Genomic DNA, 26,903 nt, shown 5'->3' with positions numbered 1-26,903 from the left:
CGGCAAAAGGTTCAAAGAATGCTGTCGTATCAAGGGGTTCAGAGTATAGGTTTTTTAGTACGACAAAAACGGCAAAAGCAAGCAAGTACCGGTAGAACAGTGTTTGTTACGATCAGTAAAAACCAAAAAAAACTTTATGCGTTTTAGTACGTAAAAAACGACCAAAGTTTCAGTATAGTACGCTAAAAATAGCAAAAGTGAAGAATGGTACGCTAAAAACAGCAAAAGCTACCTCGATTCACCTAAAAAAAGGTAAAAAAATCGCTTCTCTAATCTTTGTACATAACACAATGAATTTTATTGGTACGTCAAAAATGGCAAAAGCTATTTTTAGTACGTGAAAAACGTCAAAAACGACGTAGTAGTACGACAAAAACAGCAAAACTTATCGTTTGGTACGTAAAAAACGGCCAAAGCTTTATATATGCTGCGAAAAAAATAAAAAATGGGGTTTGAAAAGGCAATAATAAAGGGAAAAGCAATGTTTAGTACGCAGAAAACGGCAAAAGTAACGAAGGAGTACGACAAAAACGGCAAAAGGTAGGATTGTTTTACGGAAAAAAGCGAATAATTAACAATTAATAAGTAATTATTAGTAAATAAAATGCATTTAGTACGTCAAAAATGGCAAAAGAATCAGAGTGGTACGTCAAAAACAGCAAAAGGTAGTAATTAGTACGCTAAAAACGGCAAAAGAAGCGAAGGAGTACGTCAAAAACGGCCAAAGCTTCTGGTTAGTACGTTAAAAATGACAAAACTTCCAAACTATGAAATAAAAGTAGAGGGATATTTTGTATTTATAAGCTGAAAGTGGCAAAATATCAAATAAAAAAGGAAGGGAACAATTTACCCTTCCAATGTTTCTCTATGTTCTCCTCCAAAATAGTCTTGAATTTCATAATTTTGAAGAGGAATAAAAGAGATTTCAAATCCTTGAAGTTTTTGCTGATAACTTTGGATCAGGACTTGATTGCTAACAAACTCTGCTAGAGATTCATTAATTAATTTTAGATTGACATCAATTTTCTTTGAACGAAAACGAACTTTTGAAGCAAAATATTGATACGGGTAAAAATGAGTGTAAGACTTCTCTTGTAAATAACAATCTAATCGCTCTTTTTGAAATGCATACAGCAGTAAAGAAGACAGCGAGTTATCTTTAAACTTTTTAATAACGTCACTGTAAATTTGTACAAACTGCTGATTTAAAAAGCCTTGATGCGTATCGTCGCTAAATACGATGGTTGCATATCGTCTGCCCGTTACTTCATCGGTTTCAATAACAGCTTTTTGGAAGAAGTTTATCGCAAATTTTGTATCTCTGGAATTTTTCTTCTTCGCTACACCTTCTACGTGGTATCTGGCAATTTTCATAATGCGGGCTTCAACCGCTTCATAGTTTTTTACACCTTTTGAATTATAAATTTCCTTAACGATATCCGCTAAATCAAGAGTCACCGTTTTTTCTTTATAAAACATCTCGTCGCGCTGTGAAAGAGCAAACTGGATAATTTGGGAATCTTTTGGGTCTAAAACCATATTTCGTTTGGAAAGAACCGTTTGATTATCATTCACTGGGATAATGGTGCGAATGAAATATTCTTCATCAACTTTATAGTCATTATATAAAACGACTTCTTGGGAGTTTGTTTTAACTTCCATATTGGTTTTAAGAGAATGACTTTCATTTGAGAAGATAGGGGCCTCTACCCACGAATTTAATCTTTTATCAATCCAGTTACTCAAATTTCCATTGTATTTTTCTAGTATGATTTCAGCAATTAAAAAAGTAAAGTCTGTGTGAAATGCTTTCTCTATTTGATAATTCATCTTTGAATCTAAATAAGGAAAATCGGTAATATTTGTTTTTTTACTTTTAGCCCATGCCTCTACTTCTTTTAACTTTATCTTTAAAATATCTTCAGGCTTTTCCACGCCAAACAGCTTTTTTAAGTGTTCGGTATCCACTTTTTTATCCATCACTTTTTTGGCCAATTCAATGTCTTCAAAAATAGGGTTAGGCTTTTCTGCTTTAATATCTTTTTTTAATGTTTGCAGCCAGTTTTTCTTATTCGACTGTCTTCTTTTGTAGGCAGGGTTTCTGATTTCCTTAGGATTTATTAATTTATTCTCTAAAACAAACGTATCTTGCAATATATTTAAAATGTAGTCTTCTATAAAATCTTTTTCATTCGAAAAGAACGAGTGAGAATCATATAAAAAGTCTATACACTTTGCTTTGATATTGTCATCGATCGCATCGCTGATTTGTTTAATAAGGTAAGGAGAAAAATTGGATGGTTCTTTCATGTTGACCTCCTCTGTATGTATTTAATCTGTAACAATCTTATTATATCTTTTTTGAACGATACTCTAAAGGCTAAAAGGAAAATTCATTTTTGTGAAAGCTGTTTTATACCAAATAAGCCCAGCCGGCTATTAGTATATAAAGACTTATTGTAAATATAAATAGCTTTTTGTGGGGCCTCCATATAGTTACGTACTTTTGATATGAAGAGAGTATTATAGTAGCTTTATAGAAGCGAAAAGCAAAGTACATTCATTGAGTTTGAAAATGGAAAAGTTTATACTTGCCAAGTACACTCTTTTTACAAATAGGGGGAATAAATATGTTATTAAAACCTAAAGCAATTTTTTTAGATATGGACGGTACGATATTAAATCGCTCCAACAAAGTAAGTATTCAAACAAAAGAAATCATTGACGAATTACGAAAACAGGGAATTTTTGTTTTTATTGCTACGGGAAGAGCGTTTGATGAAATAGAAGAGTTAGTTCCTGAAGGCTTTCAAGTGGATGGATTTATCACGTCAAATGGTATGGCAGGGTACGTAGAAAAAGAATCAGTCTTTCAGCATTCGCTTTCGCTCCAGTTGGTGGAAACCATTATTGAAAAAGCAAGAGCGAACAAGGTATACTACGAGCTTTTCCCGTACGGCACACCTCGCGTGACGTTAAAACAAGATCAGCCGTATGTTGAAAATGAAATTAGAGAGCCAAAGCCAGCCAGTGTGGAAATTAACGAATGGCTTTCCCGTAAACAAGCAATTAAAGAAGAAATTGACTGGACAGATTCCGTAGAAGGAAGCGAATTTTCAAAGTTCTATTTCTTTGCAAGAACGCACGAGCAGATCGATAACTGGAAAGAGGAGCTTGAAAAACTCAAGCAAAAAATCGACTTTACAACTTCTACTTCATCTAAACACAATGTTGAAGTGATGGTGGCAAACGTAAATAAAGCAACGGGAATTCAGCAAATGCTAAAACATTTTAATTTGCCCGAGCAAGACATTCTAGCAATTGGCGACAGCAACAATGATTTACCAATGTTTCAGTTTGCCAGCTACGCTGTAGCTATGAAAAACGCGCCGGATCATATTAAAGAAATTGTCGATGACATAACGGAATTTAACTGTGACGAAAACGGCGTATCTCATTATCTTTCTAAATTTTTATTGCAAAAATCTACTAGAAGTAATCCCGTTTTATAAAAATTAATCTATTTTACGACATATAACCAACTATTCAAAACATCGTCTTTTAGGCGGTGTTTTTAGTATGTATAAGGTAAAAAGTAAACCGTTCATTATTTTTAGTTATAGCACTCTTAGCTAAAAAGAATAGATAAGAATAAATCTTCTATAATTTAAAAATCATGTTATAAACAACATAACTATTCTCGTGCCTATTCCTGCAAAACGCCTCTCAGCCCTGATGAGTGCCACCATGCCAAAGCATAAAACATTTTGAAATCTAAACTTTTTCTTTCTTCAAACTTTTTATAAAATGCGTAGAAAAGGGATTGTATCTCCGTATATTTAATGCTAATATAACATTTAACGAAAATAGTATAGCATATTTAGCTTTATTTTATAATTAGTATGACATAAACGTTGAATTAGATCGTTTTTTTTGAAGTGTTTATAATCACATGTCCAAAATATTAGTCCATTCATTACGAATAAAATATGTATCTTGCAAGCTGCTAAATAATAGTTAAACAAAAAATACTAGCGTTATTAAACTATTAAAATCAAAGAATAGGAAGATTTAATGTGAATAAAAGAAAAATTGTCTATATAGTTTCCGACTCAGTAGGTGAAACGGCTGAGCTGATGGTAAAAGCAGTTTTAACTCAATTTAGTGGAGAAGATATTGAAATTCAAAATACTTCTTACGTAGAAGATGAGGGAAATATTGATAATATCATTGCTGAAGCAAGGTATAATGAGGCCATCATTGCGTATACCATCGTCATTCCACCTTTAAAACAGTATCTTGACAAAAAGGCACAAGAAGAAGGAATTGTAGCCATTGATTTAATGACTCCTCTTATGAGTGCCTTTAGCCAAACTTTTAATAAGGAACCTAATCTTCAACCGAGATTAACGAGAAAATTAGATGATAACTATTTTAGAAGAGTAGAAGCAGTTGAATTCGCTGTTAAGTATGATGATGGACAAGACTTCAGAGGTATCAAGCGAGCTGATCTAGTGTTGATTGGTGTTTCGAGAACATCAAAGACGCCACTTTCTATGTATTTAGCTCATAAAAGTCTTAAAGTAGCGAATATACCGTTAGTTCCAGAAGTGACGCCTCCTGATGAACTTTTTACTATTCCGAAAAATAAATGTATTGGTTTAGTTATTACACCGGATAAGCTCAATGAAATCCGAAAGGAACGATTAAAAAATTTAGGTTTAGCGTCTCGAGCCAACTATGCCAATGTAGATCGAATCCTTGAAGAGCTGGACTATGCTGAGAAAATTATGAAGCGCATTGGCTGTCCTATTGTTAATGTCTCAGGTAAAGCAGTTGAAGAAACCGCTGAAGTGATATTGAGCATGTTAAAAAAAGATAAGATGAAAGGGTATGTATAAAAACTCCCATTATGTAAGACAGATAACTTGTCAGACATACTTAATCTATAGAGGGTCAGGTAGAACAGGCGTGTTGCTAAAAGGTGCTTTTTAAAAATACAAAAGATAAGGAAGATTGTGATGGGCAATGTATATAAAAAAACAGACGTTATCTTAATTGGGGCCGGAGTTATGAGCGCAACGTTGGGGTCTTTACTAAAAGAGTTAGCGCCGGAATGGGAAATCAAAGTATTTGAGAAACTCGCAGATGCAGGAGAAGAAAGCTCAAATGAATGGAATAATGCAGGGACGGGCCATGCTGCACTGTGCGAGTTGAACTATACATCTGAACAAGCTGACGGATCTATAGATATTACGAAAGCAGTGCGAATCAACGAACAGTTTCAGCTTTCAAGACAGTTTTGGTCGTATCTTGTAAGCAGTAATTTAATTCATCAGCCGCAAGAGTTTATTATGCCAATCCCTCATATAAGTTTCGTACAAGGAGAAAAGAACGTATCCTTTTTGAAAAAACGTTTTGAAGCGCTATCAAATAATCCGTTGTTTCAAGGGATGGAGTATTCGGATCGTCCTGAAAAGTTAAAAGAATGGATACCGCTTGTTATGAAAGGCCGTACATCGACTGAAGCAATTGCGGCAACCAAAATTGACTCAGGGACGGATGTGAACTTTGGAGCTTTAACTCGTATGTTGTTTACACATTTAAAAAGTAAAAGCGTAGAAATAAACTATAACCACAGCGTTGAAAATCTGACACGTACCGCAGATGGCTCGTGGGAAGTAAAAGTACATGATATTCATAGCGGCAAACAGGAATATCACACGGCGAAATTCGTTTTTATTGGAGGAGGAGGCGGAAGTCTGTCTTTACTCCAAAAAACGGGTATTCCCGAGTCCAAACATATTGGAGGGTTCCCGGTAAGCGGATTATTTATGGTATGCAATAATCCCGAAGTTGTAGCTCAGCATCACGGGAAAGTATACGGAAAAGCGAAGGTTGGGGCTCCGCCGATGTCGGTTCCGCACCTTGATACACGCTATATCGACCGCAAAAAAACACTGCTGTTTGGACCTTTCGCCGGATTTTCACCAAAGTTCTTAAAAACGGGTTCAAATTTGGACTTAATCAATTCTGTAAAACCGAATAATATCTTGACGATGTTAGCAGCAGGCGTCAAAGAGATGGGCCTAACGAAATACTTGATTCAGCAGGTGATGTTGTCCAATGAAAAGCGTATGGAAGAACTTCGCGAGTTTATTCCAAACGCAAAAAGCGAAGAATGGGATATCGTCGTAGCGGGTCAGCGTGTACAAGTAATCAAAGATACGGAAGCCGGAGGTAAAGGAACTCTTCAATTTGGTACAGAAGTTGTGAGTTCAGCTGATGGTTCCGTTGCTGCATTGCTCGGGGCTTCGCCAGGTGCTTCGACTGCCGTTCATGTTATGCTTGAAGTGCTAGAAAAGTGTTTCCCCCAGCATATGAAGAAATGGGAATCAAAAATAAAAGAAATGATTCCTTCTTACGGCTTGTCACTGGTAGAAAATCCAGCGCTTTTTAACGAAATTCATGCTTCTACAGCACAAACGCTTGATTTAAGTAAAAAAGAACTTGTGTACCGATGATTTTAAGCAGCTTTTGACACATGTGCTTTAGATTAAAAGAATCTTTTAGGAGCTGTTGTAAAGTATTAAAAATATAGGTGAAATCTATAAGAAAAAATGAGGGAGCTCCGTTATATGACGGGCTTCTTTTTATTTATTTCCTTTGCTAGCAGAATTTACTTCGTATTCATGATATAATTCTTATTAGTAAGCGTTTACATATAATGGAGTGAAGAATTGGAAAATAGCTATTTCGAGGAGCCGATAAAAGATGATTCTAACTAATACATCTTTACTAACGAAAGAACAAACGATTTTTAATCATACAGGGAATAAAGTTAAATTAGAAGACAGAGAGATTAATATTGTTGCTCGATTTGAAGAGCCTCTTGTTCTAGTTTTAGGAAATGTACTAAGTAACGAAGAATGTGACGAACTTATACAGTTATCCAAAGATAAAATGCAGCGATCAAAAATTGGTGCTGCACGTGAAGTAAACAGTATTCGAACGAGCAGCGGCATGTTTTTTGAAGAAAGCGAAAACGAGCTTGTACATCAAATCGAAAGAAGACTTTCTAAAATAATGGGACCCTCTATTGAATATGCTGAAGGTCTTCAAGTTTTAAAATACTTGCCTGATCAAGAATACAAAGCACATCACGATTATTTCACTTCTGCAAGTAAAGCATCTAAAAATAACCGTATTAGTACATTGGTTATGTACTTAAACGATGTCGAAGAAGGAGGAGAAACTTATTTTCCTAAGCTGGGTCTTTCCGTATCTCCAACAAAAGGAATGGCCGTGTACTTTGAATATTTTTATAGTGATGCTGAACTTAATGACCGTACTCTCCACGGGGGAGCTCCTGTTATAAAAGGAGAAAAGTGGGTCGCTACCCAGTGGATGCGCAAACAAAAAATTCGATCGTAAAAACAAAGGTTTGAAGAGCCCTATTAGCTATTGTTAATGAGGGCTCTTATTTATGTTACAGAAAAAATAGCAATCATGTTAGCTAGTTATTATATTGAAATATTCATACTTATTCTATTTGTGCGGCTATTCCTTATTCTTATAAGCCGGTAGACGATAAATGTATTTGTAGTGTAAAATATCCTCATGATTAAAAATCTGGATACACGAAAACGAAAAATGTGTTCGTGAGATAAAAATAAAATAGATGCCATTTAAATAATGATTTTAAAACAGGTAACCAATTTTTATAACAGGTGCACGAAAAAACTCGTGAAAGGTATTTTCACGAGTTTTTGTTTTTAGGTGATTTACACTATTTATAAAATCATTTTACTTTTATATAGTAGATAGGGAACGTGTTAAAGGAGGACCCGGGTTTTGAAAGAAATAAAAGCAATTATTTACGCGATGCTCGCGACGTTTATGCTGCTTCTTACTGGATGCAGCGATGAGCAGGCAAGTCATTCAACCACATCTTCTACGGATACAAAACAAGCAGTTCAAGTAGAAAGTTCATCAGATCAAGAAGACGATCATAGTCCTTCTAAAGCAAGTCGTGAAGATGTAGTAGGTGAGGCAGCTACGGCAGAAAGAGTGGTGGATGGTGATACGCTTAAAGTGAAAATGCTGAACGGAAAGAGAGATCGAGTGCGACTACTTCTTGTCGATACCCCTGAAACAAAGCATCCCAAACTAGGCGTACAGCCCTTTGGTCCAGAAGCATCTGCTTACACGAAAAAAAGGCTAGAAGGGCAGGAAATCACTCTTGAATTTGATGTGCAGGAACGTGATCAATATGGACGCTTGCTTGCGTATGTATGGATAGACAATGAGCTGTATAATGAAGAGCTGCTAGCAAAAGGGTTAGCCCGCGTAGCGGTATTTCCTCCTAATACAAAGTACGTAGATGAATTTAAGAAAATACAGGAGCAGGCTCGAAAAAGCGAAAAAGGCATCTGGAGTATTGAAAACTATGCCCAAGAAAAAGGCTATAACACGGATGCTGTAAAAAATCAGTCCTCTTCTAAACAAAAGGATACTCAGTCTGCCAAAAGCTGTGAAGGTAAAATAAAAGGAAATCAAAACTCTAAAATTTATCACGTGCCAACAGGGGCACACTACAGCCAAACCATGAACAACGTCATTTGGTTCTGTACGGAAAAAGATGCGCAAGAAGCAGGATACACAAAAGCAAAAAACTAACAAAGAAATTCAGTAGCTGCTGAGTTTCTTTTTTTGTGAGTTCCGTAAGTATGTGTATAGGATTGGCTAAATACCATCCAACAAAGAGCGACCAATCCGTATAAGAAGACGCAGTGGCCATATGAGCAGCTGAGGCACCTGTAAAAGAATTTCTGCTAAAACTTCCCATCCACTTACCGTAGTATCTTTCTGCTGACGGCGTTTTTTCATAGTCATCATCCATTCATTTGAAAATATACATTAATTATACAATGAAAGGAAGATTAGGAGTTAATTTTTTCTTTCTTTTCTTTTTCGTGTTAAAGTAGATAGGTAAGAAGGTTTGCTACAAATAACGCAAGCGAAGAGAATAAAGGGAGTTTGAAAATCGTGAAAATAAGGAAAGCAAGAAAAGAAGATGCTTCTGCTGTAACGGAATTACTTTATGACATGCTTGGCAGTATTGCGCGCTCTCACACAGCGGCTACAACGAATGAAGAAGCGCTTTTAAGACTTAAAGCGTTTATTCTGTCTGAGAAGAATCGCTATAGCTATCATCATATTACAGTCGCAGAAGTCGATGAGAAGGTAGTTGGACTTATGCTTTGCTACGAAGGAAGTATGTTACAAACGCTTTATGAACCAGTTAAGCGTTTTGTGCGTGCTAAACTTAATAATCCAGCGTGGGAAATTGATATAGAAACTGAACATGGAGATTATTATATTGACTCTCTATGTGTAGATGAAGCTTACCGTGGAAAAGGGATAGGAACGGCTCTTTTAAATGTAGCCAAGCAAGAAGCCAAAAAGCGTAAGATGTTTTTATCGTTAAACGTTGAATATAATAACCTAGAAGCCAAAAAATTGTATCAGCGTATAGGCTTTCAAGAGTATAAAACCATTTTTATTGATAAAAAACCATTTTTTTATATGAAGACTGCCTGAGCATCTTTACGGTAGTATTTTTTGTGATAAAATGGATATATAAGTAAAATAATAAGAACCAACAGCTCAGCACTTTTGCTGAGCTTTCCTGTAAATCGCGTAAACGTATCAAAATGGAAAGAATCCTACATCCAATGGACCATAAGCAAGCGGTCATGAAAGTATGTTTGCTGATGTGCCACATGAAAGGAGCGTGCATGAACATCAGAGATCTTCCGTTTAATATGAGTTATCGATTTAATGAACAGCTTCGAGAAGTTCCGGTTAACCCACACCAAATGAAGCAGGGAATTATCTATTTAAAGAAACGAGCTCTTGAAGAAGAGGATGAGTGTGCCGCTGCTAAAACATATGGACATATTGGTGTATATGAGCGCATACTTGGAGAATTAACGAGCAGTGAAAGACATCTGCTGCTGGCCATTTATCTATATGACCGGCATGCTGATACAATAGGTGAATTTTTGAATACGATCCGACTTGGACATACATATCACTGGCAAGAACAGTGGGATAAAGCGAATGAAACGTTTCAGCTACTCATTGAACAATTAAAAGCAGATGAAGACCTTCACATATATGAAGACTTTGTCTATCAGCATTATGGAAAATGTTTACTTGATCAGCGGGTTGTTTCCAGAGCACATCACTATTTTCAACGTGCGTTAGAAATTCGATTGAAAAAAGGCGATAAAGAATTAATTGAGTCAACTAATTCCTGCATACGTCTTTGTTTAAATAAATTAAAACATTCCTAGTATACATAAAAGATAAATGACTCATAGCCTTGGTTACACATAATGCATAAACTTTCCGTTTGACAAACGTATTTGAACATATTATAGTCATACATGGCAATTTAAGAATACGTAATATAAAAACTAAACATAAGCGTCTCTTCTCTTTTGGAGAAGGGGCTTTTTTATGTGAATTTTTATGCCGAGGAGGGTTTAATCGATGAGTAAAACAGTAAAAGATGTCATCTTTTTATTAATAGGTTCGTTTGTATTTTCACTTGCAGTTAACATGTTTGTCATTCCAATAGGACTAGGTGAAGGCGGCGTTACGGGTATATCAATTATTTTATATTATACAACGCATCTTTCAACGGGCATCACTAACTTTATTTTAAACGGTATCTTGCTTATCGTAGGGTATAAATTTTTAGAGAAAAAAACCATCGTCTATACGATGATTACGATTATCGCTACATCTATTTTTCTTCATGTAACTGAAGGCTGGGGTCTTCATCTTCATGAAGAACTCATTGGCATGATTTTTGCCGGTGTACTGCTAGGCGTTGGAATTGGGATGATTTTGCGAGTTGGTGGAACAACAGCAGGTTCAGCCATTATTGCTCGAATTCTAAATAAGTTTTTAAACTGGAAAGTCAGTCATGCACTTTTAATGGTTGATTTACTAGTGGTATTGGCTTCTTATTTTATTATTGGAATCGAAAAGCTACTATTTACAATCGTCATGCTGTACATTACAACAAAAGTAATTGACTTCGTTATTGAAGGGTTCGATGCCAAAAAGGCCGTTACCGTTATTTCAAGCAACAAAAACGAAGTAGCGGATCAAATAAATGAACAGCTTGATCGCGGAGTAACGATTCTAAACGGTCGAGGAAACTATACAAAAGAATCAAAAGAAATCTTGTATGTAGTCATTAATAAACAAGAGCTTATTAAACTTAAAAAGCTGATTAAAAAAATTGATGATGAAGCATTTGTGATTGTACACGATGTACGAGATGTAATTGGAAAAGGCTTTCTAAGTGCATAATGCTGTGGTTCTTGGCAATTTTTTCTGACGTTGGTGTTCTCCGGAAAAGTATGATATAAGTGTGTCTAGAGACAATTCAATATACGAAAGGAAGAACCCATATGCGTAATAAAAGGCATGTAAAACGTCTTCTTCAACGTCGAATTCGTTCTTTACGATACGTTGTCTTGATTTTATTTACGATACTGATCTTAAAGTACGTTAGTGAAATTATGTAACTTTTTTATATGAGTCTTATCGCTGATTTGGAGTGCTTTTTCTTTTAATTTAGTAAACCAATTTGTATAATAGGTTTTAAGAAGGAGGAGTTCCATGAGCATTCCCAAACCATTAGTTCAGCTTAATCAACTCTTTATCGTTATAACGGTTTTGATCGCTTTACTTGCGGCAAAGTGGCTTTTACTTTTGCCTTTTCTCGTTGGAGTAGTCACACTTGCAACAAAGCGTAATCCCGTAATTATGGCAGGGAAAACGCTTCTCAAAAAGCCTGCTTCTTCTTATCAAATGGAAGACCGGGATCAGCAGCTTTTTAACCAATGGATTGCAACGATATGTATGGGAGTTGCTTTCATTTCTTTTTTAGTGGGTTATACGCTTGTCGGCTATGTATTTAGTATAATGGTCATTCTTGCTGCTGGTGTAGCACTGATGGGATATTGTATAGGCTGCACGATTCGTTATCGATATATGATGTGGAAATATAAAAGAAAAAAACACGCTGCATAAACAAAGCCTCGATAAGGCTTTGTTTTTTTATGCTCATTTGTATGCGTTAATCATCATAACGGGTGAAAACAAGTGTTGGAGCGCCTATATCCTTCAAAAACCTTTGTTGACAAAGTAAGGTAAACAAATTAAACTTTTTATGATAATAATAATCGTTACGATTTAAAAGGGGGAAGTTATAGTTAGAAACCGTACATAAAAAAAGATAGTTTTGAATAAAGGAGGGGTTTTATATGAGAAAAAGGATAAGTTTGCTATGCTTAACGCTTGCTGCGATAGGTATGCTAGTGGCATGTTCGGCTAACTCTGCGAGTACCGAAGAAAAGAGTGAAAAGAAATCACTTACTTTTGTATCGAATTTTCCAAGTGACACGCTCGATCCACAGTTAAATTATACAACTGTACGAGCCGGTATTGCCGAAACGTTAGTGAAAGTTAATGAGCAATTACAGATTGAACCGTGGCTTTCAAAAAAGTGGAAAACAGAAAATGATGGGACGACCTGGGTGTTTGAGATTAGAGACGGGATTACGTTTCAAAATGGCAAGGATCTGAATGCTGAAGCTGTGAAACATTCGTTAGAAAGAACGATAAAAGAAAGCGAAGCAATGAAAAGTGCACTTAAAATTAAAGAAATGAAAGCCAGTGGCCAAATCTTAACCATTACAACAACAGAGCCGCTTGCCACGCTGCCTTCTGAACTTGTTCATCCAAATACAGCAATTATTGATGCTGATGCTCCAAATAAAAAAAGTAAACCCGTGGGAACAGGGCCATTTAAAGTAGCTTCGTTTAAACAGGATAATGAAATGAAAGTAAAAAAATATAAAGAATACTGGGGCGGGGAACCAAAATTGGATGAAGTTGTGTTAACATTTAATGATGATGAAAATGCAAGAACGTCCGCTTTGCAATCAGGTGAAGCCGATATTGTATACCGTCCGGCTATTGAAAGCTTAAACACATTAAAAAAAGATTCTTCTATCGTAGTAGATATACAGCCGAGCCTGAGAAATCAAATGCTTTTCTATAATTCAAGGCAAGAAGCGTTTAAAGATAAAAATGTTAGAAAAGCGTTTGATGTATTATTAAATCCAAAAGACGTTGTCGATACAGCGCTTGCAGGTCAAGGATCCCCAGCAAATGGTCCATTTTTAAAGAGTTTAGATTTTTCGAACGATCAAAAAACGAAAACCTATGGACCGAGTGAGGCTCAAACATATTTAGAAAAAGCCGGTTATATACTCAAGGATGGAAAAGCAATAAAAAATGGAAAACAGCTTTCCTTTAAGCTCGTTACATACCCTTATCGTCCAGAGCTGCCTTTAATGTCACAAATGCTTCAGTCAGAAGCAAAAAAAATTGGTGTAAAAATAGACATTCAACAAGTAGAAAATATGGACGAATATATGACAACAAAAGATGAATGGGGAATCGTTACATATAGTCTAGTAACCGCGCCGCGAGGAGATGCAGGATACTTCTTTAATGCTCTTTACATGGAGGGAGGAGCATTTAATGTTGGGCATTTTCATGAACCAGCATTAGCATCCATTATTAATGAGCTTAATAAAACCGTTGATCAAAAACAGCGCAATAAGTTAGCAAGACAAGCCGGAGAAATAGCAGAAAAGGAAACGCTGCACTCTTCGATTGTTCATCCGAATAATTTTGTGGCCTATAGAGACAATGTGAAAAATTGGGTCACAACCAAAAGTGAATACTACGTGATAACAAAGGATTTAGATGTGAAATAGATATGAAATTAATTGGTAAAAGAATAATAGAATTACTCATTTTTTTAGTTATCCTATCGTTTCTCAGCTTTGTTTTGATGAAGCTGGCTCCAGGAGACCCAGTTAAGCAAATGCTCCGCGTAGATGACGTGGCAGTTTCTGAGGAACAAATAAATAGTTTGCGAACAGAGCTAGGGTTTAATGAACCCGTATATATTCAATATGTAAAGTGGCTGAAGCGCTTTTTTCAGTTTGATTTAGGATCTTCATATATGACAAAAGAGCCTGTCATTAATGAATTAGCCGAGAAGTTTCCGGCTACGCTGCGCTTAACGGCTGCATCTTTGGTTGTGATGCTGCTAATGGCTGTGCCACTCGGCACGCTGTCAGCACTATACCAGAATAAGTGGATTGATTATCTCAGCAGAAGTATTTCCTTAATTGGAGCGTCTATTCCCAGCTTCTGGCTCGGTCTTTTGTTTATACAGCTGTTCTCCGTGCGTCTTCAATGGCTTCCTTCGATGGGGACAGGCACAGCAGCTCATCTTGTGCTGCCTTCTTTAACACTTGGTTTTGCCATGTCCGCTGTGTATATGCGAATGGTTAGAGCTAGTCTGCTAGAAGGACTGAAACAAGATTTTGTACGATCCGCTCGAGCAAGAGGAATAAGTGAAAGCCGCATTTTTATTTTTCACGCGTTCCGGTATAGCTTAACGCCCATCCTTACCATTTTAGGAACGAGCTTAGGCAGTTTGCTTGGAGGAACGGTCATCATTGAAGTGCTTTTTGCTTATCCTGGCATTGGAAAATTAGTTATTGATGCGATTATGAATCGCGATTATCCTGTGATTCAAGGGTATATTTTGTGGATGGGCCTGTTTGTTGTGTTAATTAATTCACTTGTGGATTTGAGCTACAAATATGTAAATCCCCAGCTCTATGTAAAGGGAGGGGATAAAACGTGAAAAAGCCGCAGCTTCCTTTTGTAGTGGTAAGCGTGTGTGGTATTGCGCTTATTTTATTTTGTCTGTTTGGAAGTCAGCTAACACCGATGGATCCAACACAAGTCAATATGCAAGACCGGCTTCAAAAATCCACCGGTGATCACTGGTTAGGAACTGATCACTTAGGCAGAGATCTCTTTTCACGAATCGTAGCTGGAGCTCAGACCACAATTGGGACTAGTTTTCTTGTCTTAGCTCTTTCTCTTTTGATTGGAGTACCCGTTGGCTTAGTTTCAGCGTATATTGGAGGAAAAATAGACCGCTTTTTAATGAGAATTGTAGACGCTTTTTTAGCTTTTCCTGACTATATTGCAGCCATCGTCTTAAGCGGACTGTTAGGGCCTGGATTATTGAACTTAATTGCTGCGATGGTTATTGTAAAGTGGGTTAGTTATGCAAGGGTAGTGCGCAGTATTGTGCTTCAAGAAAAGTCAAAAGAATATGTGCTGATCGCTAAATTAAACGGAGTGGGAACACTGCCTTTAATCCTGCGCCACTTTCTTCCTCATGTGGGAGGACATATTCTTGTTCTTGCTACGCTGGATATAGGGAAAATTATTTTAATGATGGCTTCACTATCCTATATTGGACTAGGGACTCAGCCGCCTACTCCGGAATGGGGAACGATGCTAAATGAAGGCAGGGCCTACTTTTACAATGCTCCGCAGTTAATGTTGATACCAGGCTTGGCCATTATTTTATTTGTGCTGACGTTTACAGCTTTAGGTGAATATATTCGAGGAAAATATCAAGTTAGTCGGTAAAAGAGGTGATTGTCATCGTTTTAGAAATAAAACATCTAGTCATTCATAATAAAACAAAACAAATTGTAAAAGGCATTTCTCTTACAATCGAGCAAGGACAGTGGATGGCGCTCATTGGAGAAAGCGGAAGCGGTAAAAGTATCACTGCTGCATCAATAGGAAGGTTGTTGCCGTCAGGTGTCACGCTTAAAGGAGGCTCTATTACTTTTAAGCAGGAAGGATATGCGCCTATCCTTGGAAAAGATATTTCGTATATCTTTCAAGATTATCGAAGCGCCTTTACGCCTTTTTTAACAATCGGAAAGCAGTTTGATGAAACGATTCGTACACATTGTAAACTGTCTAAAAAAGATAGGAAAGCTGCTATTTTTCAGGCTCTAAAAGCTGTGAATTTACCGAATGAACGCGTGTATAAAAGCTATGCTTCTCAGCTGAGCGGTGGACAGCTTCAGCGAGCAGCGATTGCTTTAGCACTGGTGATGAAGCCTGCCTTGATTATTGCAGATGAGCCAACTACTGCTTTAGATAGCGTGGCAGCAGCTGAAGTTCTTCAGCTGCTGTATAAGCTGAAAGAAGAAGCAGGCTGTGCCATTTTATTCATTACCCATGATTTGCGTCATGTGCGGAAATATGCAGACCGAGCAGCCATTATGTTAGCAGGAGAAATCGTGGAAGAAAACAGTATCGAATCTCTGTTTCAAGCTCCGGATCACTTTTATACAAAAAAACTGTTTAACGCCATTCCTTCTTTACAGAAAACGCCTGATCGATTGTTAGATACGCAGAAAAAAGTGTTGATATAGGAGTAAGATATGAAAGAAAAAAGTATATTACGCGTCACGGAGCTGGTGAAACAGTATAAAGACGTTAAAGCGCTAAATAATGTTTCCCTGCATATCGATAAAGGGGAATGCTTAGGGGTTGTTGGAGAAAGTGGCAGCGGAAAAAGTACGCTTGTAAAAAGTGTGCTAAGGTTAACAGAAATTCAGCAGGGAGAAGTATGGTTTGCAGAGAAACCTCTTCACCGGTTAAAAGAAAAAAAACTGCAGCAAGCTCGTCTAGGCATGCAAGTTGTATTTCAAAACCCCGCGGCTTCTTTTAATCCAAAAGTAAAAATCATCGATTCTTTGCTCGAGCCTTTGCGGCAGCAGCGAACCGTTCCTTCATTTTTATCTCATGTGAGCAGAAACGAAAAAGAACTCGCTTTTTATTTGTTAGAAACAGTCGGGATTAGCGCAGAATATGCGTTGAATTATCCTCATGAACTCAGCGGTGGACAGCTTCAGCGTGTAGCGATTGCGCGTGCCATTAGCGTAGGTCCGTCTCTGGTGCTATTAGACGAGCCAACAGCGAGTCTTGATGTTACGGTACAAGCGAAAATTTTAAATTTATTAAAAGATTTGCAGGAGACGTTTCAGCTATCTTATTTGTTTATTTCGCATGATTTAGCAGCGGTAAATTTTATGAGTACCCGCATGATAGTTATGCAGCAAGGTGAGATTATTGATCAGTTTGAACGTGCAAAGCTATTTGATAAAAACAGGCATCCCTATACAAAAAAGCTTGTGCGTTTATTTGAATAGAGAGTAAAGCTCTTCGTTTAATATACTAAACGAAGAGCTTTTTTATAAATGAGAATGAGACAAAGTCAGGGATGCGGCGGTGGAGTATGCATATGTATAAAATGATAGCCTGCTTGGCAGAGCATGACAAAACTAACGCTGAGTACAAGGAGAGGAATTAGCTTGTTTTTTCCTCGTTCTTCATATAGTCCGGCTACGCTTAAAAGGAAGCCAACAGTAGCTAATGGAGGAGAGACGCGAAAGAATAAATCTGCAGCGGTAAACGCTTGATTTGTATATTTATAATAAAAAAATAGACCTGTAATCAATAAAAATAGCCCAATCCAAAACAGCGTAAGTTTTCCAAAAAGGGTTTTAGGCACTGCGATTTCACTCCTTTTGTCAGTCAAGTACCATAAAATACTAGCATAAAATGTTCTGGTTTGCATTAGAGAAAAAGAACGTGAATTATACAATAAGTGTAAAAAAACAGGTTTGAAGTAGGAGGAGATGAAGTATTCAAAGCGCTTTATGTAAAAAAATACATATCGTTGGATCTGTTGGAAGTGGAAAAACAACTCTTGCTCGTTTATTATCCCATGAATTAAAAGTTCCTCACTACGAACTTGATAATATTATTATTATGTGGGAACGAACATATGAAGGAGATAAAAGAAGAAGTGAAGCGGATAGAAAAAAGTGTTTACATCATATTTCAGCTTCAAAAGAATGGATTATAGAAGGCGTACACTATACGTGGGTGAATGAAAGTTTTAATAGAGCTGACCTTATTATTTTTCTCGACATCTATTATCTAAAAAGAATATGGTTTATTATAAAAAGGTATGTTCTGCAAAAAGCTAAAATAGAAAAAGCAAATTATGCACCGACGTTTTCTATTTTCATTAAAATGTTTCAGTGGAATGCGGATTTTGAAAAGCAAAGTAAACCTGAAATTTTGCATATCCTTCGTACGTCATATAACGATAAACTTATAATAGTGAAAAAGAGAGAAGAGATAGAGCACTTTATATCGTAAGAAAACGCCGCTCAGTTGATGAGCGGCGTTTTTTGGTTTTTATTCTATCAACATAGAAGCGCCTTTTTTTTCACAAGCTTTTGCAAGGTTTTTGAGCAGCTGATTAAGAAACTCTTTGTCCATTTTAAGCCACTTTTCTTTTTGCAGCCCTTCTACGATATAGGAAGAAAAAAACCACACGTCGTTTTTGATGGCAGAGCGATTTGTTTCAGCGATTACGGTTAATGCCTTAATGACAGCAGACATCACGGAAACATCTTCTTTCCCATAATGGCGAATTTGGTAGAATGCTTTGTACAAATAATCCATAAAAGAAGGTTTTTCTAGCATGACGCGAATGCACCCTTCTTCATCGTAATAATAAGAGGAAGAAGAATAGCTTTTTCCAAGTTTAATAAACACTTGCGTGAGCTGTTCAATGCAGTTAATGGCTGTTTCAGGATCATTAATAGCGGGTGAAATAGCTCTTAATGCAATTTCACTCAGCTTTTGAATCCCTAACTTCACATCTTGAATCGATTCTTGATCATTTGTAATAAACAAACAATGAAGAAATTTTTCGTGTTCTAATGATTGATCGTGATGGATCACGCTTAGCAGAGGTGTGTCTTCTTCGACGTACTCACCGGGTGCTTTTTCAAGTTTCACAATAACATTATGTTTAGATGCTAGTGTAGTTAAATGCTTGAGTTCAATATAGTGAATATATCCTTGTTTGTTACTTTTAATTTGCAGCGTGTTTTCACTATCAAAATTAAGCTGTTCTTCATTTTTTGATTGAGGTGATTTTTGCTGTTCTAGCTGCCGTTCTTCAATGGTTAGCATCGTTTTTTGGGCAATGTTTGAAATTAAGTTGCCGACTTTAATCCAGTTAATGACATGATGAATTAAAAATACAAACATACCTAGACAAATGAAAGCTACCAAAATGGCTAGTGAAGGAACAATGAAAGTGTTGCTGACTTGATTGCTTCGAACTTGAATAAGTAGTACAAGCACGTACACATACCCACCGATAAAAGTGCCAAGCACACGCTGGGTTTTGGCATCTGTATTAAAATTTTGAATCGTTCTAGGAGAAAACTGGCCTACAAACGTAGTCAGTACCACTAACACAGAAGAAAACGTAATCGTCGTCATCGTTAATAAGGAGTTTGACACTGAACTCAAAATAGTATGAGCAAGCTCTTTATCCGTTAGAAATACAGAAGGAACCAACTTTAACCACTGTTTATGAGCTGTTAAAAATCGGTCTATAAACGTACTAATAGTGGCTAAAACAAAAGCAACGATTCCGTATATAGAAGGAGTAATCCAAAAATTAGCTTTGATTCGATTTTGCTGCAGTTTTATTGACATAACGAAATCTCCCGTATCATGATTTAATAAGTTCGGACTTCTTTTAACTCGAAGAAAAAAAGGTAGTCATACTCATCCCCCTATTATTACCCGCATCAGCAGGGGAAAAACTTCTTTAAGAAAAGTTTTGTCATTCATTTGTAAAGGGTAAAGATTAAAAAGGAGGGAAGAGCCGTGGCATTTGATTATTCACTTGATTTTGAGCATGTCGATTTTAGAAAACATCCTGAAAAATATAGAGTAGGAAAAGGCGAGCAAGGAGTTCTGCTTGTTGAGCCCTATAAAAGTGAAATTCTTCCTCATTGGCGATTTCGAACACCTGAAATTGCTGAAGAATCCGCGGATGCTATCTATCAACTTTTTTTAACCTACAAAGAAAAAAACGATTTTGTTGGAATGGATATGGCTCGCAAATTTCTCCAAATGGGATACACGCGATCCAGGCGCTACGCGAACTATAAAGGTGGAAGAAAATACAGCAAAGACGGAGAGCGTAACGAAAGGCAAATTGATGAACAAAAAGCAGAATCGGCGGCTATTTTTATGGAAAAATGGAAGGAAGCACGAGAGAATAAAGAGTACTTGCAGTTAAAAAAAGAGCATCAAAAAAAGTACGGATAATCAGCTGTTATCCGTACTTTTTTTCTTTGTGACTTCGATTCGTTTGATATGGTGATGTTCAATATCAATGACTTTAAACAAAAAACTTTCGTGTGTGATGCTATCACCTTTAGCAAGATCAAACTTTTCGGTCAGCATCCAGCCGCCAATGGTATCAACGTCTTCTTGTTCAATAGTTGTTCCGAGTAAATCATTTACTTCTTCAATCAACACCTTCGCATCGAGTACGTAGTGATTTTCATTCATTTTGTGTACGTCCGGTATTTCATCATCATCAAATTCATCACGAATTTCACCAACAATTTCTTCTAAAATATCTTCTACCGTTACAAGCCCTGTTGTTCCTCCGTACTCGTCTATTAAGATGGCCATGTGAATTCTGTCTTTTTGAATTTTAAGCAATAAGTCGTAAATGGCGATGGAATCAATGACTTGAATGATGGGCTTCATATACGTTTGCACGGTACGTGGTTTAATATCATCTTCTTTTATGTAATCCGCTAATATTTCTTTAATATTAACTAATCCCACCACTTGATCTTTGTTTCCATCTACAACTACTGGATAGCGAGTATATTGCTCTACTCTAGCCATTTTTAAGAATTCTTCTATTGTTTCATCTGCTGATACGCTAACAACTTCTGTACGAGGCACCATGATTTCTTTAGCCGTACGATTATCAAATTCAAAAATATTATTCATGAACTTAAACTCCGATTGATTAATTTCACCGCTCTCATAGCTTTCAGATAAAATAATTCTAAGCTCTTCTTCACTATGAGCTACTTCATTTTCAGAAGCTGGCTTCAGGCCGAATAATCCTACAACGCCTCTGGCTGAGTGGTTTAAAAGCCAAATAAACGGATAAAGTAACTTAGAAAAAAGAATAAGGGGACGGGAAAATAACAGCGTCACTTGTTCGGCTTTTTGAATTGCCACCGTTTTGGGCGCAAGTTCTCCAGCTACCACATTTAAAAATGTGACAATCGAAAAAGCAAGAACAAAAGATATGACATGCGAAAGTGATGTAGCAAAAGGAAGCATGTCAATAAGCGGCTCTAATAAATGACCTACCGTAGGTTCACCTATCCAGCCTAGACCCAGTGCGGTAACCGTAATGCCCAGCTGTGTGGCTGAAAGATAACCATCTAAATTTGATACTACTTTTTTTGCTGCTAAAGCGTTCCGGTTCCCTTCTTCAATTAACTGGTCGATTCTAGTCGACCGTACCCTAATGACGGCAAATTCCGTTGCAACAAAAAAGGCTGTTAATATGATTAATACGATGAATAAGATGACATTTACTGTTTCCAAATTTATCTCCTTACCCCGTTGAAACGGATAAGGGAACACCTCCTTTATAAAAGTTTGATGAGCTGATTTATATGGTAAATAAAGAATATCATGTATACTGTTCCCTTAATCTCCGTAGAAATAAACTTACCGAAAAGAAAGAGCACTTTTTAATAACCCGCAACATTTTTTGGCAGAAAAAGTGTAAACTAAACACTATAAAATGAACGAAAAGAGATAACGTGATACTTTAAAAGGATGTAAATAGAAGTAGGAGTCGATTGTTTTTATGGAATTTTTTCTGACGATATTAGTCTTATTGGCTTTGATTGGTCTATCTAATATCATTAATCATTTTGTACCATTTATTCCTGTTCCATTAGTTCAAATAGCTTTGGGAGCAGGGCTTGCTATCTTGCCATTTGGCGGAGATGTCCATTTGGAGCCTGAATTATTTTTTATTTTATTTATTGCCCCGCTATTATTTAATGATGGGAAAAACGTGTCCAGAGCTGCTCTTTGGAAGCTTCGTACACCTATTTTATTACTAGCGCTGGGACTGGTTTTTGTAACGGTGGCAGTAGGGGGATATCTAATCAACTGGCTCATTCCTTCCATTCCATTACCGGCTGCATTTGCACTAGCGGCTATTTTGTCCCCAACAGATGTAGTGGCTGTTGGAGCTATGGCGAGCCGAGTAAAGCTGCCTAAGCGAATTATGCATTTGCTGGAAGGCGAAGGGCTGATGAATGATGCCTCTGGTCTTGTAGCGTTTCAAGTAGCAGTAGCTGCTACCGTAACGGGCGTCTTTTCGATAGTAGATGCTACATTTCAGTTCCTTTGGGTAGCGCTGGGAGGTTTGTTTGTAGGAGCATTTATCGCTTTTCTGATTATCAGACTGCGTGTACTTGTTCGACGTTTAGGAATGGAAGATATTACGATTCATATGTTAATACAAATTCTAACTCCATTCGTTGTCTTCTACATTGCTGAGCATTTTCATTTATCAGGAATCTTGGCAGTTGTAGCAGGCGGGATTGTGCATGCGATTGAGCGCGACCGAGAGGAATCACCTAATCAGCAGCTTAAAGTAGTATCAAAAAGTACTTGGACGGTTATTTTATATTTGTTAAATGGCTTGGTGTTTGTACTGCTTGGTCTGCAAATACCAAAAGTGGCGAAAGCAATTATTCAAGATCCAAACTTTAATAATGGACAAGTGCTTCTTTATATTTTGATTATTACTGTCTTTTTGCTTGTACTACGATTTATTTGGGTAATGGTGTCATGGTCAGTAGGCTGGTATTACAAAAATAACAAGCATCTAAAACCTGAGCCTCGGTCTATTGGCATTATCACGGTTTCAGGTGTACGAGGAGCTGTTACGTTAGCCGGAGCGTTTTCGATTCCATATACGCTTGATAACGGCAGTGATTTTCCGGAACGCTCTCTGATTATTTTTCTAGCAGCAGGCGTTATATTGTTAACCTTAGTTGCGGCAAGTATTCTTTTACCTGTCATTGCGAAAACAGAAAAGGCGCCGAAAAAGCCTGAGCGCAATACAAAAGAGGTTAAAGCACGCATTAAAGTGCACAAAGCTGCTATTCAGCGGTTAAAAAGAGAAATGACCGAGGAAAATCGTGGAGCAGCGCTTTCGTTAATTTCAACGTATAATACAACGATTAATAACATCATTGTTAAAACTCATCCTTTAGAAGCCTCTGAAAACAAACAGTATGAAGAAGAAATTCGATTGCTGGCTCTTCAGGCCAAGGGGAAATTGGTGGAAAAGCTATTAAAAGAGGAAAACATAGACCGTGAGACAGCGTATATTTGTTTGGAACATACGCACAAGCTTGAAATGGCTGTAACCAATCGTGTAAGGTACAAATTATTGGTGAGTTGGATGAGGTTTAAAAAAGTTTTATTATTACTAGTCCGAATTTTTTCACCGAATAAGCAGGCGTTAAGAAAACAAAGCTTGCGAAGAAGAAGCAAAGTGAACAAAGTACGTATTCAAATGATGGAAGAAGCGATAAAGGTCATTAAAGAAAATATGAACGAAGAAAATCGAATGATTTCACTTGCTATCATTAGTGAATACCATAGATCCATGGCAAGACTTAGAAAAGAGAGTACGGAGTATAATTCGGGAAAACGTAAAAAAGCAACGAGAGATTTATGTTATAAAGCGTTTCATACCGAGCGGGAAACGGTGCAAGAACTTTATGAAAAAGGAGAAATCACGCGTGAAATCGCTCATAATATCCGAAAAGATATCGCTTTGCGTGAAGCATTAACAATTGAAGAAAATGGTTATTAAAAAGTCGCAGAGAGTAGTCTCTGCGACTTTTTCTAGTAAGTTTCATTCTATTGCTTTTCAAAAAGATAAAGCTTTCCGTTAACAGCAATATCAAACCGAGGCCCTTTAAAGCCGCGTTTTATAAGTTCTTTACGCATAAACTTCATAATGCCTCCGTGGCTGACAATCAGCAAATCTTCTTCTGACTCGGAAATAGCGCGATCTAGCACTGCTGCTACTTTTCTCTTAGTCTCAGCCATATCTTTACGAGCTTGTTTGTTGATGAGTCCGGACATGCGAAACAGTAATGCCCAGAGGATAAAAGGAAGTTTAAATTTTACTGGAATAATAGGCATAGGTATTTCTCTAAGTTCCGGAAGAAGCGTGATCTCTTGTTTATAAATATGCTTTGCCGTTTTGTGTGCTCGCGGCATATCGCTTGAAAAACAGCGTTTCCATTCGATATTATTCAAATCAGTCTCTCCATACGTAATATCTGATTCATCATATTCCTGAAACCAAGTCACTAGTTCATCAGTGGATAAGCGGTTGTTTTCTGGAAGCCCTTTGTTTACTTTGTAATGACGTACTAATGCTACTTTCATTGTGAAATCTCCTTAAAATCTAAGCGCCAAAAACACTTATTCGGCGCAGCTTGATTTTCTTATTTAACGTTATTTTCATCATGCTGCACCTCCTTTCAAATATTTGTAAAATAAGTATAAAATGTATTGAGGAAATTGTAAATACGGCATAGAAGAAGATTTTGAGATAGAATAACTGGAAAATGAAACCTTTTCACAACGTAAAACGTATTACTTATAGATAATTCAAACAAATTGAAATACATATAAAAGGGTGGATTATAATGATGGATACAGAGAGAAAAGTGAACATCAGAGAAGAGTTTGGAACATTATTTGCACAAGGGGATTTTAAGAAGCTTTATGATTGTGTAAGCGAAGAATTTAAACGTCAAGTTTCGCTTCAGCAATTTTTAGAGCAGAGCAAATTGTTTAATCAAGGAGAACAGTTCTACAGACTAGAAACAAATCTCTATTTAACTCCTCAAATTGAGCAGTTTATTTGGTTAAATTCTAGGCAGACAAAATTCATCAGCGTCATGTTTGATGAACATAACATTATACAAGCACTTGTGATTGCTCCTATAGAATCATTTTCAGAGAGAGATCGATGGAGTACAAACAAATATACGATGCCGATTCAAAGTGAATGGTTTGTCTATTGGGGAGGAAAGCATGAGGTGTTGAACTATCACCATCCAGTCGAAAACCAAAGGTATGCGTATGATTTAGTCGTGCGAAAAGGAAAGCAAAGCTATAAAAATGATGGAACGAAAAACGAAGATTACTATGCTTATGGAAAAAAAGTTGTAGCGCCGCTTGAAGGAGTCGTTATCACAGCAGCTGATGGTCAAGAAGATAATGAAATTGGACACACGAATAAAAAAAATCCTTTAGGAAATCACGTTATCATTGAGCATGAAGGAAAAGAATACAGCGTGCTTGCACATTTGAAGAAAGGAACGGTTTCTGTGAAAAAAGGAGACGTGGTTCGTAAAGGAACGCTGCTTGGAAGATGTGGAAATTCCGGGAATTCATCCGAACCTCACATTCATTTTCACGTCATGGATGCCTCTGACATCGAAACGTCAAAAAGTTTGCAAATTCAGTTTCATGCGGCCGTTGAACCGATTCGCGGAGATACGGTTATTCCATTTTTTTATTGATTAAAAAGCCATAGCGTTTGCTGTGGCTTTTTATGCAGGGCTTTCCTCAAATATAAAGTCAAGCATCCGTTGAAACAAGTAAAGGATAATGGCTACGGTAGTCATGACAAGGAAAAGCCCAAAATGACTGATATCATACAGATTATAAAGCCCAATTTTAGCGAGAAAAGGAACAATAACATAACCATGAATCAAATCCAAAATAATGTTAACAATTATGTACAAGATAAACCCGGGATACGTAAGGTAAAAGACAAAGATCGTAATCACAATATGAAGGCAATAAATCGTTGCTCCCATGCTAGTAAGAAAAAATACGTTTTCTTGAACCGTCCACCAGTGCATTTTTTCCGCTACTTGATAGGCGATTGTCATCATTAATGCAGCAAATAGCCCTACAGTAAAAAATCGTTTAACACGCTGTTTATCAAGCAGCAGCAGTAAAAACCATGGAATAACAAGAATCCCCCATAATATCATTTGATTCATTCATCTTCCCACCTTTTATTTATCAGTAGTTCTTAGTGTAAGAAAGAATTGTAAAAATATACATTCTATAAAGAAAGCGTTTACAATTGGGTTTCTTATCTATATACTAAATCTTGAATACTTGTATACAAGTTGGCTAAGGAAGTGATGACACATTAAAAAGGTAACCTACCCGGAAAGATGGCTTCGCGGAGCCTCGCTGGGAGAACAAGTTGTTAGCAAATTAAGAATTCAAATTATGAGCGGCGAGCTAAAGAAAGGAACCATTCTATCGGAAAATCAGCTCTCGGCAGAGTTTGGAATGAGTCGATCTCCTATAAGAGAAGCACTGCGGGTCCTTTCAAACGAAGGGCTTATTGAATTGCAGCGAATGGGAGCAGTTGTTATTGGTTTAACAACTAGGGATTTAAACGAGCTGTACGATGTTCGTCTGCTTTTAGAACATTTTGTCTTAGAACGTTTATCTGAAGTCAACCATGATTCGCTTATTAAAAAGCTTGAGCAAAGCATTGATCAAATGAACATGGCAGCTAAATACGATGACTATGTAGAGTTTGCTTATCAAGATTTGCGGTTTCATGAGCTCGTGATTATCGAAGCAGACCACAAGCGGATATTAAAATTGTGGGAAAGCATCCGTGAAATTATTTTAGCTGCTCTTTTAATTACCACTGAAAAAAGGTTTCGAGATGATAAAGCAGCTGTGCTCCCACTGATAAAGCAGCATCATGAAATGATTAAAGCATTAAAGTCTCAAAATACAGAACGCATTCAAGATGAAGTGAAGCGTCACTTTGAAGACACGCGAAATACGATAACAGCTTCACTTTTGAATGAAGCATAAAAAAGGGATAAAAAATTCAAAAT

Annotated in this window: 25 protein-coding genes; 18 read left to right on the top strand and 7 right to left on the bottom strand. The window is 36.9% G+C overall.

Features of this window, described 5'->3' with window-relative positions:
- Positions 1–846: 846 nt before the first annotated feature.
- Positions 847–2,310: a hypothetical protein gene (locus LJC66_RS15175; protein WP_115654203.1), complete on the bottom strand. Its 1,464-nt coding sequence runs from the start codon at positions 2,308–2,310 to the stop codon at positions 847–849.
- A 320-nt stretch (positions 2,311–2,630) separates the two neighbouring features.
- On the opposite strand from LJC66_RS15175, the gene LJC66_RS15170 reads away from it, so the two are divergent.
- The 5 genes from LJC66_RS15170 to LJC66_RS15150 all read left to right on the top strand — a co-directional run bounded on the left by LJC66_RS15170 (position 2,631) and on the right by LJC66_RS15150 (position 8,679).
- Positions 2,631–3,512 (top strand): HAD family hydrolase, encoded by an 882-nt coding sequence (locus LJC66_RS15170; protein ID WP_230932929.1) that lies wholly within the window; start codon positions 2,631–2,633, stop codon positions 3,510–3,512.
- A gap of 564 nt (positions 3,513–4,076) precedes the next feature.
- A complete protein-coding gene (locus LJC66_RS15165; RefSeq protein WP_195696694.1) occupies positions 4,077–4,901 on the top strand; it encodes a pyruvate, water dikinase regulatory protein in 825 nt (274 codons plus the stop codon).
- A 120-nt stretch (positions 4,902–5,021) separates the two neighbouring features.
- Positions 5,022–6,524, top strand: coding sequence for a malate:quinone oxidoreductase (locus LJC66_RS15160; protein ID WP_230932928.1), 1,503 nt, complete (start codon positions 5,022–5,024; stop codon positions 6,522–6,524).
- Positions 6,525–6,774: 250 nt separating this feature from the next.
- Positions 6,775–7,434, top strand: a complete 660-nt coding sequence (locus LJC66_RS15155; RefSeq protein WP_195696696.1) for a 2OG-Fe(II) oxygenase — start codon at positions 6,775–6,777, stop codon at positions 7,432–7,434.
- A gap of 420 nt (positions 7,435–7,854) precedes the next feature.
- On the top strand, positions 7,855–8,679 hold the full coding sequence (locus tag LJC66_RS15150; protein WP_195696697.1) for a thermonuclease family protein: 825 nt from the start codon (positions 7,855–7,857) through the stop codon (positions 8,677–8,679).
- Between the two features lie 66 nt (positions 8,680–8,745).
- Here the strand turns inward: LJC66_RS15150 and LJC66_RS15145 are convergent, their stop codons facing one another.
- Positions 8,746–8,889 (bottom strand): hypothetical protein, encoded by a 144-nt coding sequence (locus tag LJC66_RS15145; protein ID WP_153254062.1) that lies wholly within the window; start codon positions 8,887–8,889, stop codon positions 8,746–8,748.
- Between the two features lie 159 nt (positions 8,890–9,048).
- On the opposite strand from LJC66_RS15145, the gene LJC66_RS15140 reads away from it, so the two are divergent.
- The 9 genes from LJC66_RS15140 to LJC66_RS15100 all read left to right on the top strand — a co-directional run bounded on the left by LJC66_RS15140 (position 9,049) and on the right by LJC66_RS15100 (position 17,204).
- The gene (locus LJC66_RS15140) at positions 9,049–9,603 is read left to right on the top strand and encodes a GNAT family N-acetyltransferase (RefSeq protein WP_195696698.1); all 555 of its coding nucleotides are present in this window, start codon (positions 9,049–9,051) and stop codon (positions 9,601–9,603) included.
- A 197-nt stretch (positions 9,604–9,800) separates the two neighbouring features.
- Positions 9,801–10,361: a hypothetical protein gene (locus tag LJC66_RS15135; protein WP_034651039.1), complete on the top strand. Its 561-nt coding sequence runs from the start codon at positions 9,801–9,803 to the stop codon at positions 10,359–10,361.
- Between the two features lie 199 nt (positions 10,362–10,560).
- On the top strand, positions 10,561–11,391 hold the full coding sequence (locus tag LJC66_RS15130) for a YitT family protein (protein ID WP_195696699.1): 831 nt from the start codon (positions 10,561–10,563) through the stop codon (positions 11,389–11,391).
- 312 nt (positions 11,392–11,703) lie between these two features.
- Complete coding sequence (locus LJC66_RS15125; protein WP_195696700.1) at positions 11,704–12,117, top strand: DUF4395 domain-containing protein; 414 nt, start codon at positions 11,704–11,706, stop codon at positions 12,115–12,117.
- Positions 12,118–12,350: 233 nt separating this feature from the next.
- Positions 12,351–13,874, top strand: a complete 1,524-nt coding sequence (gene nikA, locus LJC66_RS15120) for a nickel ABC transporter substrate-binding protein (protein WP_195696701.1) — start codon at positions 12,351–12,353, stop codon at positions 13,872–13,874.
- Positions 13,875–13,876: 2 nt separating this feature from the next.
- Positions 13,877–14,818: a nickel ABC transporter permease gene (gene nikB, locus LJC66_RS15115; RefSeq protein WP_230932927.1), complete on the top strand. Its 942-nt coding sequence runs from the start codon at positions 13,877–13,879 to the stop codon at positions 14,816–14,818.
- Entirely contained in the window at positions 14,815–15,621 is an 807-nt protein-coding gene (gene nikC, locus LJC66_RS15110; protein WP_195696703.1) for a nickel transporter permease, read from the top strand. Before nikB ends, nikC begins: the two co-directional genes overlap by 4 nt.
- A gap of 5 nt (positions 15,622–15,626) precedes the next feature.
- The gene (locus LJC66_RS15105) at positions 15,627–16,424 is read left to right on the top strand and encodes an ABC transporter ATP-binding protein (protein ID WP_195696704.1); all 798 of its coding nucleotides are present in this window, start codon (positions 15,627–15,629) and stop codon (positions 16,422–16,424) included.
- A 9-nt stretch (positions 16,425–16,433) separates the two neighbouring features.
- Entirely contained in the window at positions 16,434–17,204 is a 771-nt protein-coding gene (locus LJC66_RS15100) for an ABC transporter ATP-binding protein (protein WP_195696705.1), read from the top strand.
- A gap of 65 nt (positions 17,205–17,269) precedes the next feature.
- On the opposite strand, the gene LJC66_RS15095 is transcribed toward LJC66_RS15100, so the two are convergent.
- On the bottom strand, positions 17,270–17,566 hold the full coding sequence (locus tag LJC66_RS15095) for a hypothetical protein (RefSeq protein ID WP_230932926.1): 297 nt from the start codon (positions 17,564–17,566) through the stop codon (positions 17,270–17,272).
- A gap of 695 nt (positions 17,567–18,261) precedes the next feature.
- Positions 18,262–19,581: a DUF2254 domain-containing protein gene (locus LJC66_RS15085; RefSeq protein WP_230932925.1), complete on the bottom strand. Its 1,320-nt coding sequence runs from the start codon at positions 19,579–19,581 to the stop codon at positions 18,262–18,264.
- 174 nt (positions 19,582–19,755) lie between these two features.
- Between LJC66_RS15085 and LJC66_RS15080 the strand changes: the two genes are divergently transcribed.
- Positions 19,756–20,202, top strand: coding sequence for a DUF4385 domain-containing protein (locus LJC66_RS15080; RefSeq protein ID WP_195696707.1), 447 nt, complete (start codon positions 19,756–19,758; stop codon positions 20,200–20,202).
- On the opposite strand, the gene LJC66_RS15075 is transcribed toward LJC66_RS15080, so the two are convergent.
- Entirely contained in the window at positions 20,203–21,516 is a 1,314-nt protein-coding gene (locus LJC66_RS15075; RefSeq protein WP_230932924.1) for a hemolysin family protein, read from the bottom strand.
- Positions 21,517–21,784: 268 nt separating this feature from the next.
- Here LJC66_RS15075 and LJC66_RS15070 point away from each other — a divergent pair, with 268 nt between their 5' ends.
- Positions 21,785–23,818, top strand: a complete 2,034-nt coding sequence (locus LJC66_RS15070) for a Na+/H+ antiporter (protein WP_050690517.1) — start codon at positions 21,785–21,787, stop codon at positions 23,816–23,818.
- 47 nt (positions 23,819–23,865) lie between these two features.
- On the opposite strand, the gene LJC66_RS15065 is transcribed toward LJC66_RS15070, so the two are convergent.
- Positions 23,866–24,402, bottom strand: coding sequence for a histidine phosphatase family protein (locus tag LJC66_RS15065; protein ID WP_230932923.1), 537 nt, complete (start codon positions 24,400–24,402; stop codon positions 23,866–23,868).
- A 263-nt stretch (positions 24,403–24,665) separates the two neighbouring features.
- Here LJC66_RS15065 and LJC66_RS15060 point away from each other — a divergent pair, with 263 nt between their 5' ends.
- Positions 24,666–25,547 (top strand): M23 family metallopeptidase, encoded by an 882-nt coding sequence (locus LJC66_RS15060; RefSeq protein ID WP_195696710.1) that lies wholly within the window; start codon positions 24,666–24,668, stop codon positions 25,545–25,547.
- A 30-nt stretch (positions 25,548–25,577) separates the two neighbouring features.
- Here LJC66_RS15060 and LJC66_RS15055 read toward each other — a convergent pair whose 3' ends face one another.
- A complete protein-coding gene (locus LJC66_RS15055; protein WP_195696711.1) occupies positions 25,578–26,036 on the bottom strand; it encodes a hypothetical protein in 459 nt (152 codons plus the stop codon).
- A gap of 199 nt (positions 26,037–26,235) precedes the next feature.
- Between LJC66_RS15055 and LJC66_RS15050 the strand changes: the two genes are divergently transcribed.
- A complete protein-coding gene (locus LJC66_RS15050) occupies positions 26,236–26,880 on the top strand; it encodes a GntR family transcriptional regulator (protein WP_269067690.1) in 645 nt (214 codons plus the stop codon).
- Positions 26,881–26,903: the final 23 nt, after the last annotated feature.

The organism is Priestia sp. TSO9, assembly GCF_021029645.1.
Classification (GTDB): Bacteria; Bacillota; Bacilli; order Bacillales; family Bacillaceae_H; genus Priestia; species Priestia megaterium_E.
Note: the sequence above shows the minus strand (reverse complement) of the source record. Positions and strands in the feature narration are given on the sequence as shown.

Excerpts from the sequence above, each read along its gene's own strand:
- LJC66_RS15070 (WP_050690517.1), top strand. The coding sequence starts at position 21,785 with ATGGAATTTTTTCTGACGATATTAGTCTTATTGGCTTTGATTGGTCTA.
- LJC66_RS15135 (WP_034651039.1), top strand. The coding sequence starts at position 9,801 with ATGAACATCAGAGATCTTCCGTTTAATATGAGTTATCGATTTAATGAA.
- LJC66_RS15055 (WP_195696711.1), bottom strand. The coding sequence starts at position 26,036 with ATGAATCAAATGATATTATGGGGGATTCTTGTTATTCCATGGTTTTTA.
- nikA (WP_195696701.1), top strand. The coding sequence starts at position 12,351 with ATGAGAAAAAGGATAAGTTTGCTATGCTTAACGCTTGCTGCGATAGGT.
- LJC66_RS15170 (WP_230932929.1), top strand. The coding sequence starts at position 2,631 with ATGTTATTAAAACCTAAAGCAATTTTTTTAGATATGGACGGTACGATA.
- LJC66_RS15065 (WP_230932923.1), bottom strand. The coding sequence starts at position 24,402 with ATGAAAGTAGCATTAGTACGTCATTACAAAGTAAACAAAGGGCTTCCA.
- LJC66_RS15145 (WP_153254062.1), bottom strand. The coding sequence starts at position 8,889 with ATGAAAAAACGCCGTCAGCAGAAAGATACTACGGTAAGTGGATGGGAA.
- LJC66_RS15060 (WP_195696710.1), top strand. The coding sequence starts at position 24,666 with ATGATGGATACAGAGAGAAAAGTGAACATCAGAGAAGAGTTTGGAACA.
- LJC66_RS15100 (WP_195696705.1), top strand. The coding sequence starts at position 16,434 with ATGAAAGAAAAAAGTATATTACGCGTCACGGAGCTGGTGAAACAGTAT.
- LJC66_RS15130 (WP_195696699.1), top strand. The coding sequence starts at position 10,561 with ATGAGTAAAACAGTAAAAGATGTCATCTTTTTATTAATAGGTTCGTTT.
- LJC66_RS15175 (WP_115654203.1), bottom strand. The coding sequence starts at position 2,310 with ATGAAAGAACCATCCAATTTTTCTCCTTACCTTATTAAACAAATCAGC.
- LJC66_RS15085 (WP_230932925.1), bottom strand. The coding sequence starts at position 19,581 with ATGTCAATAAAACTGCAGCAAAATCGAATCAAAGCTAATTTTTGGATT.
- LJC66_RS15125 (WP_195696700.1), top strand. The coding sequence starts at position 11,704 with ATGAGCATTCCCAAACCATTAGTTCAGCTTAATCAACTCTTTATCGTT.
- nikB (WP_230932927.1), top strand. The coding sequence starts at position 13,877 with ATGAAATTAATTGGTAAAAGAATAATAGAATTACTCATTTTTTTAGTT.
- LJC66_RS15155 (WP_195696696.1), top strand. The coding sequence starts at position 6,775 with ATGATTCTAACTAATACATCTTTACTAACGAAAGAACAAACGATTTTT.
- LJC66_RS15160 (WP_230932928.1), top strand. The coding sequence starts at position 5,022 with ATGGGCAATGTATATAAAAAAACAGACGTTATCTTAATTGGGGCCGGA.